This window comes from Legionella sp. PATHC032 (genome assembly GCF_026191185.1).
Taxonomy (GTDB): Bacteria; Pseudomonadota; Gammaproteobacteria; order Legionellales; family Legionellaceae; genus Legionella.
Window position 1 is genome coordinate 1654435 of the sequence record NZ_JAPHOV010000001.1, and the last position, 17785, is coordinate 1672219.

Below are 17785 nucleotides of genomic sequence, written 5' to 3' on the forward strand. Positions count from 1 at the left end.
GATGTTTATTTAAAAAGCCTTTTCAATCAGAACTGGAGTCAACCATCCTGTTCTTCTATCAAATAACAGGTGAGAAGATTTTTGTTTTCATCAATCCTGATTCATCCTTTAAATCTTATTCAGATTGAAGCCATGAAAAGGAATGATTTACCTCTTTTAAGAAAAACAGTCACAGGCATTTCTTGTGGCATGTTGATAACAGGATGATGGGGGGTAAACAGGGCGATTAATAAATCTAAAAATCAAAGCCAACCCCAACCCCATGTATAACAGACTAAATACAACTCTATATGATTTACAATGAATCATTTGCTGATATAATATGACCCTATTATTAACACAACACGTAGTTGTATCATGAAAACTCTTTGGCAAACAAATGCCTTTGGTGCTTTTTATACTCAGGCTCGCTTCCCGAGTCACAAGCTCATTCCTGACGCTTACCTTCCCTAAACCTTTGGTTGTACATCAACAACCCATTATTTTTTAACCCCAAATGCAAACGCTTTTCTGCATGACTTGCCACATAAGGCAATCTCTTTTTGTGCATCAGTCGTTGAGCCAAGTCCTGCAGATCATGAGTGTCAAGGCATAGTAATAAGGTAAACATCATGATTACAACAGAAATTCTATATATAAAAAATGAGTTGATTAAACGAATTAACGCTTGTTCTACTCAAGGCGACACTAGACTTGATTTATCATCGTTGGATCTCCATCGACTAAGTATTTATGGTCTGATAGAGGCGATGCAGAAAATCCCCAAAAGCATCACTACGCTTAATTTGAACGACAATGGCTTTTATCAACTAAGCGCTGAACAACTGACAGCAGTGCTGATCAGTATTCCAGAAAGCATCACCACGCTTAACTTGAGTGATAATGGCTTTTATCAACTAAGCGCTGAACATCTGGCAGCAGCGCTGACCAGCATTCCTAAAAACATCACCACACTTAATTTGAGTGATAATTACCTTTATTATCTGGGCGCTGGTGACATGGCAACGGCACTGAATGGTATTCCAGAGAGCGTCACCACGCTTAATTTAAGCTGGAATCACCTCAATAAACTAAGCATTGATGGCCTAGTAACCGTACTAACTGGACTTCCAAAGAGTATCGCCATACTTGATTTGAGATGTAATGATCTTTGTGAGCTGGGTATTGATGGCCTGGCAACCATGCTAACTGGACTCCCAAAGAGCATCGTCATACTTGATTTGAGATGTAATGACCTTTATGAGCTAGGTGCTGACGGCCTGGGTAAGGTTCTAAAAAATATTCCAAACAATGTCACTGAGCTTGATTTAAGCAGTAATGGGCTTTTTATTCTCAATGCTGTTGACCTGGCGAAAACTCTGGCGCAAATCCCTAGTCATGTAAAAACGATTCGTCTTGGCAATAATGGTCTTTTTATCAATAAAACCTCCAAACAAATAGATGTGTTTCTTGAGAATTTGGGTGAACAGAGACATCGCTTTATTTTGTCTGGCCATGGAGAGTCTCAGCTGGCAAGAGCCTTGGGATCAGTTGCCCAATTGACGCAAGGCAATTACCCAACAGACAATCCTGCATTACCCGCACTACCCGTATTACAAAGGGATGTGTCTGCTCATATTCTTTCCTTCTTGGAAACCAATCAGAAGCCTAAAAATCCAATTGGGTTTTTCGGGTCTCAACTGAAAACCACAATTGAAACGATTGAACGCATCCAGAGCAATAAAAGGACTCAAGCTGAGCCTGATGTGTCTAAAATTCCGTCTCTAAAATAAAAGGAGGCCGTGCAACACCTTAAATCATAGGCATGCACGGCTTTTGTCGAAACTAATTCAGATTATTGTTGTTATCATTATTGGGGGCGGCGTTGAAAAAAATGGTTGTACCTAATTTCTAATTTGTCCTGTCCCTCTTATAACCCATTTGTAGCTTGTTAAAGCGTCTAATCCCATGGGCCCTCGCGCATGAACTTTTTGCGTACTAATTCCAATTTCAGCCCCTAATCCGAACTCCCCACCATCTGTAAATGCAGTAGAAGCATTGGCATAGACAGCTGCAGCATCCACTTCAGTTAGAAATTTATTAATTGCAGACTCCTCTTCTGCAATAATAGCCTCACTATGATGGGAACTGAATTGTTGTATATGATCAATAGCTGCTTGTATATTGGGCACTGCTTTTATTGCTAATTTATAGTCTAGAAATTCATGACCAAAATCTTGTGGTTTTGCCTTCATTAAAAGTTGTTCAGGATAACTCTTATCTAAAGCCTGATAGGCTTCCTGGTCGGCATATATAATCACATTATTTTTAGATAATGCCTCCACAAGTTCTGGCAAGTGCTTTAAACGATCGGTATGAATAATCAAAGTATCCAATGCATTGCAAACACTTACTCTTCTGGTTTTAGCGTTGTTAATAATTTTTTTACCTTTTTCCAAATCTCCACTTTTATCAAAATAGGTATGGACAATGCCTGCCCCCGTTTCAATGACAGGTATTTTGGCATTGTCTCTGACAAAATTTATTAGATTCTGACTCCCTCTTGGAATGCATAAATCAACAAAACCTTTGGCATTTAGTAATTGAGTCATCAATGCTCTTTCTGGTGGTAATAAACAAACAAGATCTGTGTTTATATTAAAATTCTTTAATGTGTTTTTAATTAACAACACCAGATAACTATTAGTAAAATATGCTTCTTTTCCACCTTTCAAGATAGAAACGTTCCCAGATTTAAAACATAGGCTGAAGATATCGATGGTTACATTAGGTCTTGACTCATAAATGACTGCAATGACGCCTAAAGGTACTGTGATTTTCTTAATACTCAAACCACTTGGCATAGACTTTTCAAGGAGACTAACTCCTAATGGGTTAGGTAAATCAGCTACTTTTCTCACATCATTAGCCAATGACAAAATTCTCTCTTTACTTAATAATAAACGATCATATCTAGGATCTTGCTCAAGCATTAAACTTAAATCTTTTTGATTTTCTTGTATTATGTTTTCAAGGTGCTTCTCTAAATTAGCCGCTAATGTCTTCAAAACTTCTGTTCGGGTATCACTTTGTATTAAGCTAAGATCAGTAGTGGCTTTTTTAGAGGCCATTAATTGGTTAACAACATGAGTATTCATTTTGATACCTTATAGAATATGCAAATGATCGTAATGTATAAATGCTGGCTTATTTTTAAGTCTAAGATAGTCCTTTAATCTTAAAAAATCGTACCTTGCGATTCCAACTCCTATCTTTTCATTGTTAGAATTAAGGATATCAATTAAATCCCCTTTTTTGCATTCTCCACGAAAATCTTCTATCCCTATTGGTAAAATGCTCATCACACGATTACCATTTCGTAATAAAGCAATTAAATTATCATTAATTACTATAGATGGTAAGGAAGTTCTATGGCTAAAAGCAATCCACCTTTTTATGCTGGATTTTCTTTTACTCGCAAGAATTATGGTACCAACCGCTTCCCTATCCAGAATTTTTAGAACAATGGATTCTATATTTACGTTTGCGATTGCTGTATTGATACCTAAACCGGCCATTTTTCTAGCAGTATCCAGTTTGGATACCATACCACCTCGTCCTAATTTTGATTTTACAGCAGAGACAGTGGGCCAGCCTAAATTGGGGTCAATTGTATTAATTAGTTTTGCCTCAGGATCATTGGGATGGGATGTAAAAACACCATCCACATTGGTTAAGAGTATTAAATAATCAGCATTAATTTGAGCTGCAATAAGTCCTGCCAGTTCATCATTATCAGTAAACATTAATTCTTCAATGGCTACTGAATCATTTTCATTAACAATAGGGATAATATTTTGATGCTTTAGTAATTCCGTTAATAACCGGGCAATATTTAAATAATGCTGTCTAGTATGAAAGTCTTGCTTGGTAAGTAATAGCTGAGATACTAAAATATTTTCATTTTTAAACAAGCTAGAATAGAGATTCATCAGTTCGGGTTGGCCTATGGAAGCCAAGAGTTGCTTTTCTCCTACTGTATCGCCATATGTTTTTTCCAAAGAATTTTTAGCTATTTTTCGACCAGAACCAACAGCGCCAGAGCTTACTAAAATGACCTGATGCCCTTGGTTCTTTAAATAGATAATTTGATTTACAAGATTATTTAGTACGGCATATATTGGACTACCATCGGCAGATAAAATACTTTGTGTACCGACTTTTATAATAATTTTCATTTCATATTGATAAACAAGTTTTTCTTAATATTAAGAATATCAGTATGCTTGAAATTTGTCTTTCAAGTCATCACAAAGTTCTCCTAATGCTTATCCTGGTCAAAAACCATCTCTATGGATATTTACCATTTTAACTCACCTTCAAACATGACTGCGCCAGATTAAACTACAACCAAGCAGTACAATTACTTCAATTTTTTGCGTAAATAAATGCGATCGTGCCCTTCTAAATAGTTTTTAATAGTTCCCAAATGCTTATAGCCTTGTTTTAAATAAAAGCCTTCAGCCTGGAAAGAAAAAGTATCTAATGTTGACTCAGGAATCCCTCTTTTAACTGCCTCGGTTTCAACACCTCGTAAAAGTTCAGCACCGATACCCTGCCCACGATATTTTTCGCTAACCCAGAGGACATCAACATAGATTGAACTCTTATGAGCATACACAATTGCCCCACCAACAATATTATTCTCGTTATCTTTCACATAGATTGAATAACGCTCTGGCTTGGATCCTGTAAAAGGGGCATTAAAACTCACTATTCCATCACGAATCATTTTATCTTGTTGTTCTAAAAGCTTTGTATCTATAACAAGCTCTAATTGATAATTCATTTATAACTATTCCTTAAGATATTAACAGTAAATATAAGTTTGAAAATTCATATTATTGTGTCAAAAAACAATAAAAATATTCATTCAATTATGCTCAAAGGAGAGATGCTTTATATAGTCTGAAAATGTGAGATAGCTATTCCTGATGCAGTAGAGTAATCCTTGAGGTTTCTGCAAATTTGCAGAAACCTCATAATAAAATGACTTCATTGGGGATGCCTGAAGCTATAGATAGATCCACCTAAATTTTATAAAAGGTAACCATGCAGAGGGTTAAGAAACAAAGACGATTTTTATGGTGAATTAGTATTCCCTACAAGACACGCTGAAGCGTCTAAAATTTCATTGTCTATTGTTCGCTCATTTTTGTATATACCATTAGCAAATAACCCAACGCCTCCAAAAATAGAAGCTACTCCCAAACCTGTTACAACTAGTCCTACAGTACCAAAAGATGCATTATTTAGAAGAAACGCAAGGGCTACCGCAGCGTAACCAACTACTGCCAAAAAACCACCTAATACCTGCATGTTAATATTCATTGGCTCAACATTAGTTTGATTTAAAAAAGTTAAAGACTGCTTTGATACTAACGCTTCTGCTAAAGAGGGATATTTAGCTTCTAAGGTACGATAAAAATTTGCAAACTCTCCCTGTTTAATAGTTTTTCCAAATAATTTAAATGAATTTTCATAATCAACTTCAATATCCATGGGTAAATTAAGGGTTTTCTTGTAGACTTCATCCATTAAAATTATAGTTTTTGTTACGGTTAGAACCTCAACTACTGATTTAAATCGAGCATATTGACCTTTTAAAATTCCCGGGGTCATTTCTTCTACATGCATTAACTCGTGTAAAGCACAGATATATGCCGGCCGATACATTTGTCCTTCTATATGAGATTTGTCATTTGGTGTTGCTACAAGAGGATCTACGGACCATGTATTCCATTCGTTCTCCAAGTCAGATAGATAAGTTCTTGTAAAGCCAACATTATTCCAATCTACTGAATTTTCGATGGTTAACCCATGATCAGAATACTTTTTAATATATGCTGCATATATTTCTTTTGAAATTTCATCCGCTTTTTCTTTAAACGCAAGAGGTATAACGTTTAATTTCTGCTGGTCGTATACAACTTTTTGGTAATTAGCAAATATTTCCTTATGGGTATAAATCAGCTCAAGTTCTTTTACTCTAGCACCTACTACGGGTGACGATTTAGAGTATTTTCCATGAAAAGTACTCTTTGTTTCTGACTTTAATTGCATTCTACGTGCATTACATAAAACAATAGATTACGCAATTATAAATTTTGAATATTAAGGTTTTATTAAGGCAGCTTGTCCTGTGCAAAGGCCCCTAAATTCACAATCAATAAAGGTCTCTGTGAGTTCTATCGATTACATCGATTTTTTGAAGATTGTCGTTATTCTCTTGAACAGATGCTATTAGGGAAAAATACAATGGCAATGCAGTCTGAAGAAGATAAAAATTCATTTTTAACACATTGGGGATGGTCAGTCTGCCTAACAAGATAAATAAATTTGCAAGACCATAATAATTAGATGTTTTTAATTAAGTAGACTGGATCGGTATTACCTTACCAATCCAGTAATATTGTTGATATTTTCAGGAATTTAAAATATTTCTAAGCCATGCTTTTGCCTCAGGGCTAACCTTATCGTCATTTAAAGCGATTTCATATATGGCATTTTTACGTGACGTTTCCTCGCCATACATATCAACCAGCATTTCATTCCAAAGATTTAATACAATTGAGGAGGAAGTTTTCCCGACTTGCTCAAGAATCCCATAGATTCGGTCTCTCCAGTAAGCATCCATCGCTTTATCCATCCATGATACGATTTCTGGTGTTAATCCAACCTCATCAAGACCTTTCCCTTCCCCAAAGCCCTGTTCAAATTTTTTGGTTCTTAAATGAGCGTATTTTTTACCGTATACCCCATTAACCCAATCCATTATCTTCTTCCCTAGATAAACCCCTGTTTTTGAGTCAGGATCTTGCTTAAGATTATTTTTTACCTCATCCACCAACTGAGACCAATTGTTTTCCATAGCCGCTTTTTGCTCAGGCGTTGCATTGGCTTTCATTTCTTTTTCAAACTCAACGTATTGTTTTAATTCATCCGGAGTGAATATTTCTTTCACCCAGCCATGCTCAAGATGTTCTGTCATTTTATATACCTCTATCAGTTGAATAATGGTTTCCCAAGGGATAGATTGATTTTTGTCAACAGTGTCAATAATGCGCCTCAAAGTTTTAGCCCCCTCGAGTAAAGTGGATGCCTTTTGCTCTAACAGCCGGGCCTGGCTATTAAAATGGCTGAGCGCATTACTTTCTTCAGCAAGCAAGGTTTTGATTTGCGACAATTCAAAACCAAAAAACTTCAAAGCAATAATCTGTTGCAATTTCAATAAATCCTTCTCAGAGTAAACACGGTACCCATTAGCAAGTCGTAATGAAGGTTTAAGCAATCCTATGCGGTCATAGTGGTGTAACGTTTGCACCGATACACCTGTTAATTGGCTTAAATCTTTTACGTACCATTGAGTCATTGTGTTTCCCCCTTCAATACAAAGGTAAGGTATATAGCAACAATAGGGTCAAGCAGTTTTTCAAAATTTCTTGAGTAATTATTTTCCCAACTTACTAAGAGATGAATTATTAAGCAAGAAAACCTCACAAAAGCTCCTGTTTTGGAACACCATGATAACCTGATCTGTATAAATCAGTATTGTTTTTGCTAACACGCATAATACTCTCAATCTAATGTCATTTAGGGCTGATAAGGCCAGCCCTTCTATCATCTCAATCAAAGGTTTTTATTTGCATAAAATAGCATTCCTTCAATAATAAACTCGAGTAGAGCAGGATGCTGCTGCTCATAAAATTTCCTAAACTCTGGAGTCAAATATCTTTGACTTAGCCCAATATATCCTTCCTTGGTTGGATTCCACCCTACCCAGGCATGGTGTCTGTGGATAATGGCTTGCACCTCTGGAGAAGAGGGCTTCAGTTGATTATTAATAGCCGAAATCAGCAATTGATTAATCTCTTTACCTTCCTGAATAAATCGGTCTTTGTCAGCCTGAGTCCATTGATTTATTTTTTTCTTGTACTTATCCATCCAATCCTGGCTGACCACCCCTTCTTTGACTAGTTCCCTTTCGTATTGTTTCTGTCGTTGTGAATCAAAGCCATAATATAATTCTTCATTAGACATCTTATGCTTACCTCTTAAATGTTGAATGGTTTTATCAATCGTTGCAATCAGTTGATTTTTTCGATTGATATCTCTTTCCAAAATCTGTTTATGCGCCTCTAATGCTTTGATATGGTCAAAATCATCTTGCATAAGCAGTTTTTGGATATCATTCAAGGGAAATCCCAGCTCTCTGAAGAATAAAATTTGCTGTAATTTCAAGCACTGTTTTTCTTCATAATAACGATAGCTATTAGCACCTTGATAGGCTGGTTTTAATAAGCCTATTTCATCATACCAATGTAAAGTGCGTACACTCACATTCGATATTTTTGCTAATTGTTTTACCGTATAAGCCATTAAACTATCCTCTCAAATGATTCCATTTAAAGATAAGTGCTCACGTAACGTAATGGTCAAGCATTTCATCTTAATTTTTTTGTAAACCATAAAATGAAATCATCATCTAAAGGATAAACCTGACCTGGAACAGCTGGCTTATAACCATAAGTGACACCTAAACCATCCGGGATATAACCTCGGTTAATATAAAGTCGTTGAGCTTGTCCATATCCTCCATCATGGCCGCCATATAACCCCACGCCAATACCCACAACATCACTTTCGCTTGCTGCTTTTTCTTCCGCGGCCTGCAGCAAAGCAGTCCCTACTCCCTGTTTACGAAAAGAAGGCAACACATTTAAATCCATAATTTCCGGAATTTTTCGATGAGCGAACGGCCGGTATTGCGATATCCATTTTAGAGTAACATAGCCAGCAATTTCTTCTCGAAAATAAGCCAACCATACTACCCGAAGAGACTTTCGCTGTTCCTGGTAATAGGCTTCAAACAATGAAGCGGGTTTTTGCCAATTTGCTTTCTGAAATGCATCAACCAGAACAGGGATGTCGGATAACTCCTGTGTTTTAATGACAATTTCTATTTGAGTCATAATATTTTTCCTACTGCAGTATCCCGTGGATCACCTTCATAGCCATCGGGATCATCAAAAGGCATATCGATATAACCATTATTTCGATAAAATTTCAGAGCATCTGGTGACGACTCGACATGCAAACTTTGATAGCCCTGACTTTTGAGCCATTTTTCACATAATGCCAAAAAACGGGTACCATATTGATTGTTTCTTTTAAGCTCATCGATAACGATAATCCGTAATGCTGCTCTGTTATGAGACCATAATTGCAGATGAGCATAACCTGTGATTTCACTTCCTTGAAATAAAACAAAATGAACATGCGCATTATGCTCAAAAGTCCAGGTATAAGGATCAGAAAGCCCTGCTTTGTCAAAAAAATAAAATTGTCTGAAATGACGCACCTTATCCCATTCACGTGTTGTTAGTGCCTTAACCATTCTTAATCCATTAAACCCGGCTTTTTTATCAATTGTTGCAATAAAATCTTCTTTACCCAGGCAATAGGAGGTAATGTCATCCGAATATCGGCGCGCCAACTCTTGTTTTAAACGTGCATAAGCTTCTCTATCTTTCGGGTGCATTCTCATCCAATCCCTAAACTTTAAATGCCGATCTATTTCAGAGTTTCCAAGTTCAAAAATATGAGCATGATGCGTTCGTCGATTATCTCCCTTTTGGAAATAACGGCGAAAGGGAATACCGTATTCTCCTTTTGCTTCATAGCCAAGTACTCGCATGGCAGCATTAGCTCCATCTACTTTGCTAATATCTAAAACAACTGGAATCATATCGATGACTGGTTTTGCAACCAAATCAGGTACTGAAGTGGAACCAATATGATGAATTTCAATGCAGTTACTGCCTAACGCTTTTTTAATCCGCTCTGCTTCCTGTTCAAATTGCACAGGCCAATTCGAATCATAAGAAACCACTTTAATGAGACACCGCTCTTGCTTGACTGACATTACTTATTCTCCTTTTCATTCTGTTGATCTGGCAAAAAACCACCAACTTGAGCATCCCACAAGGTTTTGTACAAACCGCCACGATTCAATAGTTCGGTGTGCGTACCGTCTTCGATAATATGGCCTTTATCGAATACTAAAATTCGGTCCATATTCAGGAGGGTAGACAAGCGATGAGCAACTACCAGGGTTGTTTTTCCCTGCATTAAATCCCAGAGGCTCTCTTGAATATTGGATTCAGTAATGGAATCAAGCTGAGACGTGGCTTCATCCAGCATTAAAATCGGAGCATTTTTTAAGATGGCTCGGGCAATCGCAATGCGCTGGCGCTGACCACCTGATAGTTTAACCCCACGCTCCCCTACCAGGGTTTTATAGCCTTCTGGCAAAAGACTTATGAATTCATGAGCATGTGCTTTCCTGGAGGCTAATATAACTTCTTCATCCGTTGCATCCGTCCTGCCATAGCGTATATTGTCCATTAAGCTTCGATGAAAAAGTGTTGGATCTTGAGGAATCATGGCAATAGTTTGCCTTAAACTCTCTTGAGTAACTTCAGATAGGTTTTGACCATCAATAAGAATCTGCCCCTCCACAACCTCATAAAGTCGTAAAATCAGATTCACAAAAGTCGATTTACCACTGCCTGAATAACCTACTAAACCCACTTTTTGACCTGCTCTAATTGTTACGGATTTATTCTGGAACAGAGAATAACCTCCCTGGTAATGAAATTTCACCATGGAAAATTCAATTTGTCCTTGAGTAACGACTAATTGAGATGCATTGCTTTTATCCTTAATCTCGTGGGGTATCACCAACGCATTTAAACTTTGTTTTGCTTTGCCTAAGGCTTGGTTAAATTGATCCACTTGGTACATGGTGTACCACATCATATGTCCCAACTCCATGGAAAGTCCAAGAATTAAGGCAAAATCACCTATGCTTACAAGACCCTTGCCATATAAATGGATTAAAGTAATCGATGCAAAACCCATCATCACTGCAATCATTCCACCTTGTGCGCAACATAATAAAACAATAAACATCTCTTTTCTTTGAAAAGCCCGTTGTACCATACGAAAGAAAGCGTTCATACGTTCCACTTCGTAGATTTTTCGTGAAAAGATACGAATGTTGGATTGATTCGCCAGACTATCTACCAATTGCCCGGAAAGCTGTGATTCAGAGCTTGCATGATCATCAGACAATTGGACTAATCGTGCTGACATCCAAATACTAAATGAGGCAAAGGCAATGAACCAGAGAAATAAAATATAGAAAAATAAAACATTAACAAAATAGGCTGTAATAAATGAAACCACTAATAATGAAGCACCACGAAGAAAATCTACAGACACGCGATGTAAAATAATCTCAAGATTATCGGCAAGTGTTGTAATTTGATCAGCAATCCGTCCGGAGAGATTATCCTGAAAAAATTGCGTGCTACCCCCCAACACATACTCAAACGTTTGGCTAATAATCTGGTTTTTAATCGTGGCTTCATATTTATAGTTCAAGTACCCAAGGGTGCGCCAGGTAATATTGTCAAAAACAATAAAGTTCAACACCAATAATCCAGCAATCCAATACAAAGAAGACAGGTCCTTACTTGCTTTTGCAGCTAAAGTATTAATGAAAGATTTAACCAATAAACTATTAAACGGTCCCCAAAACCCAGCCAATAGAGCAAACAGGATAAATAACATCACTATGCTTCGATATGGTTTTAAAAAATGCCACACAAAAGAACCTAAGTGATTGGGCAAACGATTAGTCATGATGGATTACCTCTAAATAGCCATCATTGAAACCATATAATTTTCCTTGATGAATCTGATATTTGGTTTCAATGTGAATGGATTCTAAAAAGTCATGGTCATGAGAAATAACCAGCATTGCGCCTGGAAATTCACTTAGTACCTCAATGATATGAGTGCGTGTTTCCAAATCCACATTGTTAGTGATCTCATCTAAAATAAGCAGTTTAGGTGGTTGAGCCGCAATCAATGCTAAAGCAAGCCTTGCTTTTTCACCACCAGAAAGATTTTTGACCTTGATTTCAACTTCTTCGTTTTTGCGAAATAAAAAATCATTTAAATGAGCACGAATTTCTGCATAAGTTGCATGAGGCATCTTAGAGCTCATTAAATCCAGGACTGTTTCATTAAGGTTCAAATGTTGATAATGCTGATCAAGATAACCTATTGTATTGAAATTAGGTACAGCCCACTCTCCCGTCCTCTTAATTTGACTATCCCCCAAGATCGCTTTGACAAAGGTCGACTTACCTGAAGCATTGTTTCCGTGTAATGCCACTCGTTCGCAACCGCTAAGGTGAAAATGAATATCTTTAAGAATCATGCCAGACTCGTAGGCAATCGAAGCGTCTTGAATTCTGATTAAGGGTTTATAATGCTCAAGTCCCTTTAATTTAAATTTGGGCTGAATCACCTCCGTAAGGTTTAGAGAAGAAAGCTCTTCGAGCAATTGTTGTTTTTTGTGGCAAATATCACTTAATCGTTTATTGCCCGTTGTAATTGCTGAGCCGAGCTTGGTATGAGACCGAATCGTTGGCCATTTGCGTTGAGCTATCTTCTTTTCGCCCTGAACACGCGAGCGTTTATTACGCTCTTGTTCTCTCATTAAGGCAAGATGTGATTCTTTTTTCTGTTGTGCAATCCTTGATAACTCCTGCTTAATCGATGCTTTTTTGTCCTCAAGCATTTGTTGATAATCAAAATAAGCTCCTTTAAATACAATCACTTGACCTAAATCAATATGCCATAGAGTATCTGTGACTGTATTAATAAGTTCTGTATCATGAGAGGCGATGATCAACGTTCCAGGATAATACTTAAGCATGCGCATTAAAGAACGACGATTACGACTGTCCAGATGATTCGTAGGTTCATCCAACAATAAAACATTAGGCTTATCGGACAGTATCTTGCTCAATACCTGGTTTAATCGTTGACCCCCACTTAAATCAGGATAATCCTCAATCACTTGAGGTAAATAACCAAAACGAACATCACGGGGTACTTTAATTTCGCCTGCAGGAGCCAAAAAAACTCCATAAAGCATTTTGAGCAGCATCGATTTTCCTGAACCATTGCGACCAATTAGTGCAATGCGATCGCCAAAATGGATTTCACCACTAAAGTTTTGAAAACAGGATTTATGCGAAAAGTTAAGACTGATGTCTTTAAATTGAATCGGTTTATGGTTCATAATTTACTCTTAAGCATGTCTGTTAGGACAGTAAAAAACAAAAAGTCACAAATGACTTTGTTCACTTTGCCCTATAGTTGGGCGTACTTAAGATGTAATTTTCATGACGCTTTAAACCTACCTTTTAAATGATAAAATAAAAATTCTTTCCACTTTAAATTAAAATAGTTGAATATGTCAATATTATATTCGAAATTATTTTCCCTGAATTATCTTTTCCTTTTATACTCTGTATATAAATGACTTTACCTACTGGGAAATATCACTTGGAAGCGCTTCCATTATAAACCATAATAACTAGTGACAGGATAGAAAAAATCTGAATTGTTTTCAAAAAACAAGAAGGACTTATGGATAAGAACCTAAAATTAATGTTTCTGCTGTTTTATGCAATTAACCTTGTATTACTTTCAGCATGTTGTTTTGGGGAACCTAATTCAACAGAAAAACAACTTAAAATAATTATTGCAGATAAGGCATATACGCTGTCAGATCTTAAAAAACAGTTTAAAACCATACGTGTTAGCATCCCCTTTAATCCTGCTTATAATAATGTGAAAAAAGTATACTATGCTTTTGATATGAATCAGATTTTGACAAAACTGTTGGCAGTAGATTTACAAAAGAACAATGTAGACCAGGTATTATTAGCTCAAACAGCAGATAACTATATGTCTCAAACCCCCCTGTTGTATTTTACGACAAAAGGTCAGGCCTATCTTGCTTATCAAGAAGCACCTGAAACAATTTCTGACAAGAACATCACCAAGGATGGTCGTTGGAGTTATATTAATCAACACGGTAAAAAAGATAATCCTGGCCCTTTCTATATTGTCTGGGATAATACAAGCACCTACCCTGCCAGTTGGCCATACCAGGTTATTTCGATACAAATAGTGAACAAAAAGGACCTGGCTTTTTCTCGTTTCTTAAATCCTTTCCATGAATCAGAGTCTATAAAAAATGGTCATCATATTTTTAATAATATATGCTCCACATGCCACTCTCTTTTTTACAAGGGGGCTCAAGGACGCGCACCAGACTTAGGTATGGTGACGAGTTATTTAACGCCTTCAGATATCAGTAAACTTGTAAAGAATGGACGAGGATACATGCCGCCGATAGGCAAAAACCTTTTCCCGGAAGAAATTAATGATCTCATTGAATTTTTAAACTGGGTTAGCGGACAATCATCCAAACTAAAATGCGAAATTAATGACTAAGAATATAGTTCAGGACTTTGTAGCTACCATTGACAAGCAGCAACAATTCCTGAAATGTGTGTACATACAGTTCGCAGATTTAGGTAAACGGATCAGAAGAGCCCTTATCCGATAATTTTTTAGATTATTTCTCCAACTCATTAATGAGGTTAAACAATTGAATCAGAGCATCATTTTTCGCTCTAAAACTGGCAAAAGTGTTATTCTCCTTACTATCTGCAATATGCTTTGCAAAAGTAATTACACGATCATCCTTTTCAATCCAACCTACGAACCATCCATGTTGCAAAGGCAATTTTTGGCTTTTATCTTTTGTTAACTGCCGACCCGTTCCCGTTTTTCCATAAAGCTTCCACCCACCAGGCAACTCCTGGATGTACATGATGTTTTTAGTCATGGTATAAGCCTTTTGACTCACGGGTAGTTTTTTATGGATTATTTTTTGTAGAAATTGAATTTGCTCTATTGGAGAGATAGCAAGTGAACTTGAAAGCCAGGCATGGGTTAAGCCGTTATTTTGACCTCTGTCTCCCGAAACATCCTGATTACCGTAGTGAAATGCGTCGACATACCCTTTAAACCGTTTCATGCCCAATTGCCGAGTTAATGCCTGTGAATACCAAACACAGGAGTCTCTGATCCAGGTATGCGGGTTTTGAGGGTACTTCCATACATTCAGATAAAGTTCATATTCTTTTTTGTATGGCCATTCAGGATGCAACTCATCCTTTAATATTCCAGAATCAAAGCCCATGAGGCTAAGGACAATTTTAAAAGTTGATGCTGGCGAATAGCGTTGATCGCAATCATTGCCCTCACGTTTTAAAACAGTTTGATTTTCTTTTGCTAAAAAACAGGTGCCTTGAGCCCAAGTAGAAACGCAAAATAATAATCCTGTGCACAAAAATATAATTATTTTCTTCATAACAACCTCAACATTTTTGAATATATGGATATGCAAACCCATAAGCTAGTTATCGATTTGCACTGCTCAGAGCATCCATTGCGACATTTCGGAATACCGGTGCGGCCAATTCTCCTCCCGAAACTAATGTCTTTCCATTTTTACTGAAATAACCCTCTTCAATCACGACTAATACAACATAACGCGGATTATCAACTGGCACATACCCGGCAAACAAAGCAAGATATTTATCATTATTTTCAATTACAGTTCCTGTCTTACCTGCTACAGAAACACCAGGAATAACTGCGAGTTTTCCAGTGCCATTTGTAACAGCATTTTCAAGCATATGATTTATTGAGTAAGCGGTTGTTTCTGAAATAATGGCACTATTTCCTCTGTCAAATGAATGTCCTTTGTTAGCAAGAATGGCATAAGATTTTATTAGCGATTCGATTGTGACAGGGATATTCTCTCCAAGTGACGCCATTGCCAGTTGTAAATCGTCACTTTGATCCGCTTGCCACCAACTGTTCATGTCAAAACCAAATTCAGAGAGTTTTTTACGGATTACTGGTGCTCCAGCCTCTTGAGAAACCTTGATTAGGCACACATTGATAGATTTTGCGATAGCCTCTGCTAAAGAAGCCGATCCAACATTGGAGTTATAGTTAGTAAATGTTTTGTCTTCTATGTAATAAGGTGAATGACAATCATAGCTCTTTGTTTCATTGCTATTCCCTGAATTGATTGCAGCAGCTGCAATAAAAGGTTTAATGGTAGACCCAGGTGAAAAAACACGTGACTTCCAACTGTTTTGTTCTTTATTCTGGCTTGATTCAGCAAATGCAATAATATTGCCAGTATTAGGATTAGCTATCGCAATAACCCCTGATTTTGCGTGATAGCGCTTGACCGCAGCCGCAATTTCTCTCTCGGCAATGTTTTGCATTCCAGGATCCAAGTGAGAAGTATCGACAACTCTTGCCTTGGTACCGCTCAAGGTTCCAGCTGCTGAATAGGCAACACATATTGGCATTAAAATAGAAAACCCTGTAAATGCTATCCTTAATAACAAGGATTTAGGGGAGTTGGGTGGATAAGTTGATAACATTGAAATTCTCCTGATGATAAAAGTACAGTCTTCGTTTTGTTTGCCCAAAGCCATACCTACCGTGCATGCAAATTTTCGGTTAGATGACAGAGAACATTGAGATACTGTCTTTACAACATTAAACAGACAGCGGCCATAGTCATGTGCCGAAATTTTTTGGTGGCCAACCAATACTTCATCACATGAAAGTTCTTGTAAGTCTCTTAAAACACGACACCATTGAGTAACACCCCGGTTCCAGAAGAAGATAATGCGTATGATTTCGATAAAATAAGCCCATAAACAATCTCCATTACGATGATGTTGTCCTTCATGAGCAATCGCAATCCTCACATTCCTGGAAGAAGAAAGCAAAGAGACTGGTAATACAATGTAAGCTTTATTAAACAGCAATACTGAGAAAGGGATTTGGCATCGGTGAGAAACCTTAATAATTAATTTACCGGAAGTTCGGTACACAATTGCTTCAGTCAACATCAGTTTCAAGTGGCTTAAACCTGATAACAGGTGATAACCACGAAACAAGACCAACAAACAAAACACTACACAAAAAAGCTGACAATAACTTACATTGATCAATGTAAAGCTAGAAAGCGACTCATGATTGAGTTTTGAAGGTTTTTCTTTAAAGATAGGTTGTTTTACATACTCTTGCAGAGCATCAAATGATGCATAGTTTAGTCGTTCAGGTTTTTGATCAGGATCTATGCAGTGCACTGCTAATGGAGATATGATACAGCTAACTAATAAAAAACGTACTAATTTCAGTTTAAAAGACGGTCTATCCGCTAACCAATGACGCCCTATAAATAGTGAACTGATGAGAAGCAAACAATGAATACTTAATAAAATTTCTATCAATAACATTACAAAACCTCAGCCTGCTTTTCACCATCTGTTAATTTCTTAAGTGCCTCTTCAATCGCTTGAATGTCATCATGTTGTAACTTTCTGGCCATCAAAAGTCTTTGGACAAGTGCTCGGGGTTCTCCATCAAAAACATTGGCAACCATATGTTCAATACAAGTGCTTTCATACTCGGATTTTGAAACTATGGGCGTAAAAACGTGAGCATAGGAATTCTTTTGACACTCAAGAAATCCCTTTTGTTCCAGCACTTTTATTACTGTTGCTACTGTTGTATAGGCTAAAGGTCTTTCTTTAGGCAGATGTGCAACAACCTCCTTAATAGTTACCTTATTAAGGCTCCAGATAATATTCATTAACTCAAGCTCTACCTCTGTAAGAAGGCGCTCATGGATTGATGAGTTTTTTTTTGCCGACATGTTTATCTCCACTAACTTCACAAGATCTACTATTTTTATAGTAGAATCCTACTATAA

15 protein-coding genes are annotated in these 17785 nt (G+C 37.1%); 2 read left to right on the forward strand and 13 right to left on the reverse strand.

All coding sequences use genetic code 11. From position 1 onward, the window contains the following. Positions 1 to 611 precede the first annotated feature (611 nt). Positions 612 to 1772, forward strand: coding sequence for a hypothetical protein (locus OQJ02_RS07550; protein WP_265718598.1), 1161 nt, complete (start codon positions 612 to 614; stop codon positions 1770 to 1772). Positions 1773 to 1883: 111 nt separating this feature from the next. Here OQJ02_RS07550 and OQJ02_RS07555 read toward each other — a convergent pair whose 3' ends face one another. The 10 genes from OQJ02_RS07555 to OQJ02_RS07600 form a co-directional block, all read right to left on the reverse strand. After that, entirely contained in the window at positions 1884 to 3137 is a 1254-nt protein-coding gene (locus OQJ02_RS07555) for a glutamate-5-semialdehyde dehydrogenase (protein WP_265718599.1), read from the reverse strand. 9 nt (positions 3138 to 3146) lie between these two features. After that, positions 3147 to 4217 carry a glutamate 5-kinase gene (proB, locus tag OQJ02_RS07560; protein ID WP_265718600.1) on the reverse strand — a complete coding sequence of 357 codons (1071 nt, stop codon included), beginning with the start codon at positions 4215 to 4217 and terminating at the stop codon, positions 3147 to 3149. A gap of 185 nt (positions 4218 to 4402) precedes the next feature. Continuing rightward, a complete protein-coding gene (locus tag OQJ02_RS07565) occupies positions 4403 to 4828 on the reverse strand; it encodes a GNAT family N-acetyltransferase (RefSeq protein ID WP_265718601.1) in 426 nt (141 codons plus the stop codon). Between the two features lie 293 nt (positions 4829 to 5121). After that, complete coding sequence (locus tag OQJ02_RS07570; protein ID WP_265718602.1) at positions 5122 to 6102, reverse strand: hypothetical protein; 981 nt, start codon at positions 6100 to 6102, stop codon at positions 5122 to 5124. A 361-nt stretch (positions 6103 to 6463) separates the two neighbouring features. Further along, positions 6464 to 7411, reverse strand: coding sequence for a MerR family transcriptional regulator (locus OQJ02_RS07575; RefSeq protein WP_265718603.1), 948 nt, complete (start codon positions 7409 to 7411; stop codon positions 6464 to 6466). Positions 7412 to 7668: 257 nt separating this feature from the next. Beyond that, a complete protein-coding gene (locus tag OQJ02_RS07580; RefSeq protein WP_265718604.1) occupies positions 7669 to 8418 on the reverse strand; it encodes a MerR family transcriptional regulator in 750 nt (249 codons plus the stop codon). A gap of 65 nt (positions 8419 to 8483) precedes the next feature. Beyond that, positions 8484 to 9011 (reverse strand): GNAT family N-acetyltransferase, encoded by a 528-nt coding sequence (locus tag OQJ02_RS07585; RefSeq protein ID WP_265718605.1) that lies wholly within the window; start codon positions 9009 to 9011, stop codon positions 8484 to 8486. Further along, positions 9008 to 9964 carry a GNAT family N-acetyltransferase gene (locus OQJ02_RS07590; protein WP_265718606.1) on the reverse strand — a complete coding sequence of 319 codons (957 nt, stop codon included), beginning with the start codon at positions 9962 to 9964 and terminating at the stop codon, positions 9008 to 9010. The genes OQJ02_RS07585 and OQJ02_RS07590 overlap by 4 nt, the downstream gene beginning before the upstream one ends. Further along, on the reverse strand, positions 9964 to 11748 hold the full coding sequence (locus tag OQJ02_RS07595) for an ABC transporter ATP-binding protein (RefSeq protein WP_265718607.1): 1785 nt from the start codon (positions 11746 to 11748) through the stop codon (positions 9964 to 9966). The genes OQJ02_RS07590 and OQJ02_RS07595 overlap by 1 nt, the downstream gene beginning before the upstream one ends. After that, positions 11741 to 13201 (reverse strand): ATP-binding cassette domain-containing protein, encoded by a 1461-nt coding sequence (locus OQJ02_RS07600; protein ID WP_265718608.1) that lies wholly within the window; start codon positions 13199 to 13201, stop codon positions 11741 to 11743. The genes OQJ02_RS07595 and OQJ02_RS07600 overlap by 8 nt, the downstream gene beginning before the upstream one ends. A 350-nt stretch (positions 13202 to 13551) precedes the next feature. Here OQJ02_RS07600 and OQJ02_RS07605 point away from each other — a divergent pair, with 350 nt between their 5' ends. Then, complete coding sequence (locus OQJ02_RS07605; RefSeq protein WP_265718609.1) at positions 13552 to 14424, forward strand: c-type cytochrome; 873 nt, start codon at positions 13552 to 13554, stop codon at positions 14422 to 14424. Between the two features lie 124 nt (positions 14425 to 14548). Here OQJ02_RS07605 and blaOXA read toward each other — a convergent pair whose 3' ends face one another. From blaOXA to OQJ02_RS07620, 3 genes are read right to left on the reverse strand one after another with little or no spacing between them, the layout of a single operon-like run. Next, the gene (gene blaOXA, locus OQJ02_RS07610) at positions 14549 to 15349 is read right to left on the reverse strand and encodes a class D beta-lactamase (protein WP_265718610.1); all 801 of its coding nucleotides are present in this window, start codon (positions 15347 to 15349) and stop codon (positions 14549 to 14551) included. A 49-nt stretch (positions 15350 to 15398) separates the two neighbouring features. Further along, on the reverse strand, positions 15399 to 17309 hold the full coding sequence (locus OQJ02_RS07615) for a M56 family metallopeptidase (RefSeq protein WP_265718611.1): 1911 nt from the start codon (positions 17307 to 17309) through the stop codon (positions 15399 to 15401). Next, on the reverse strand, positions 17309 to 17728 hold the full coding sequence (locus OQJ02_RS07620) for a BlaI/MecI/CopY family transcriptional regulator (RefSeq protein WP_265718612.1): 420 nt from the start codon (positions 17726 to 17728) through the stop codon (positions 17309 to 17311). Before OQJ02_RS07620 ends, OQJ02_RS07615 begins: the two co-directional genes overlap by 1 nt. Positions 17729 to 17785 lie beyond the last annotated feature (57 nt).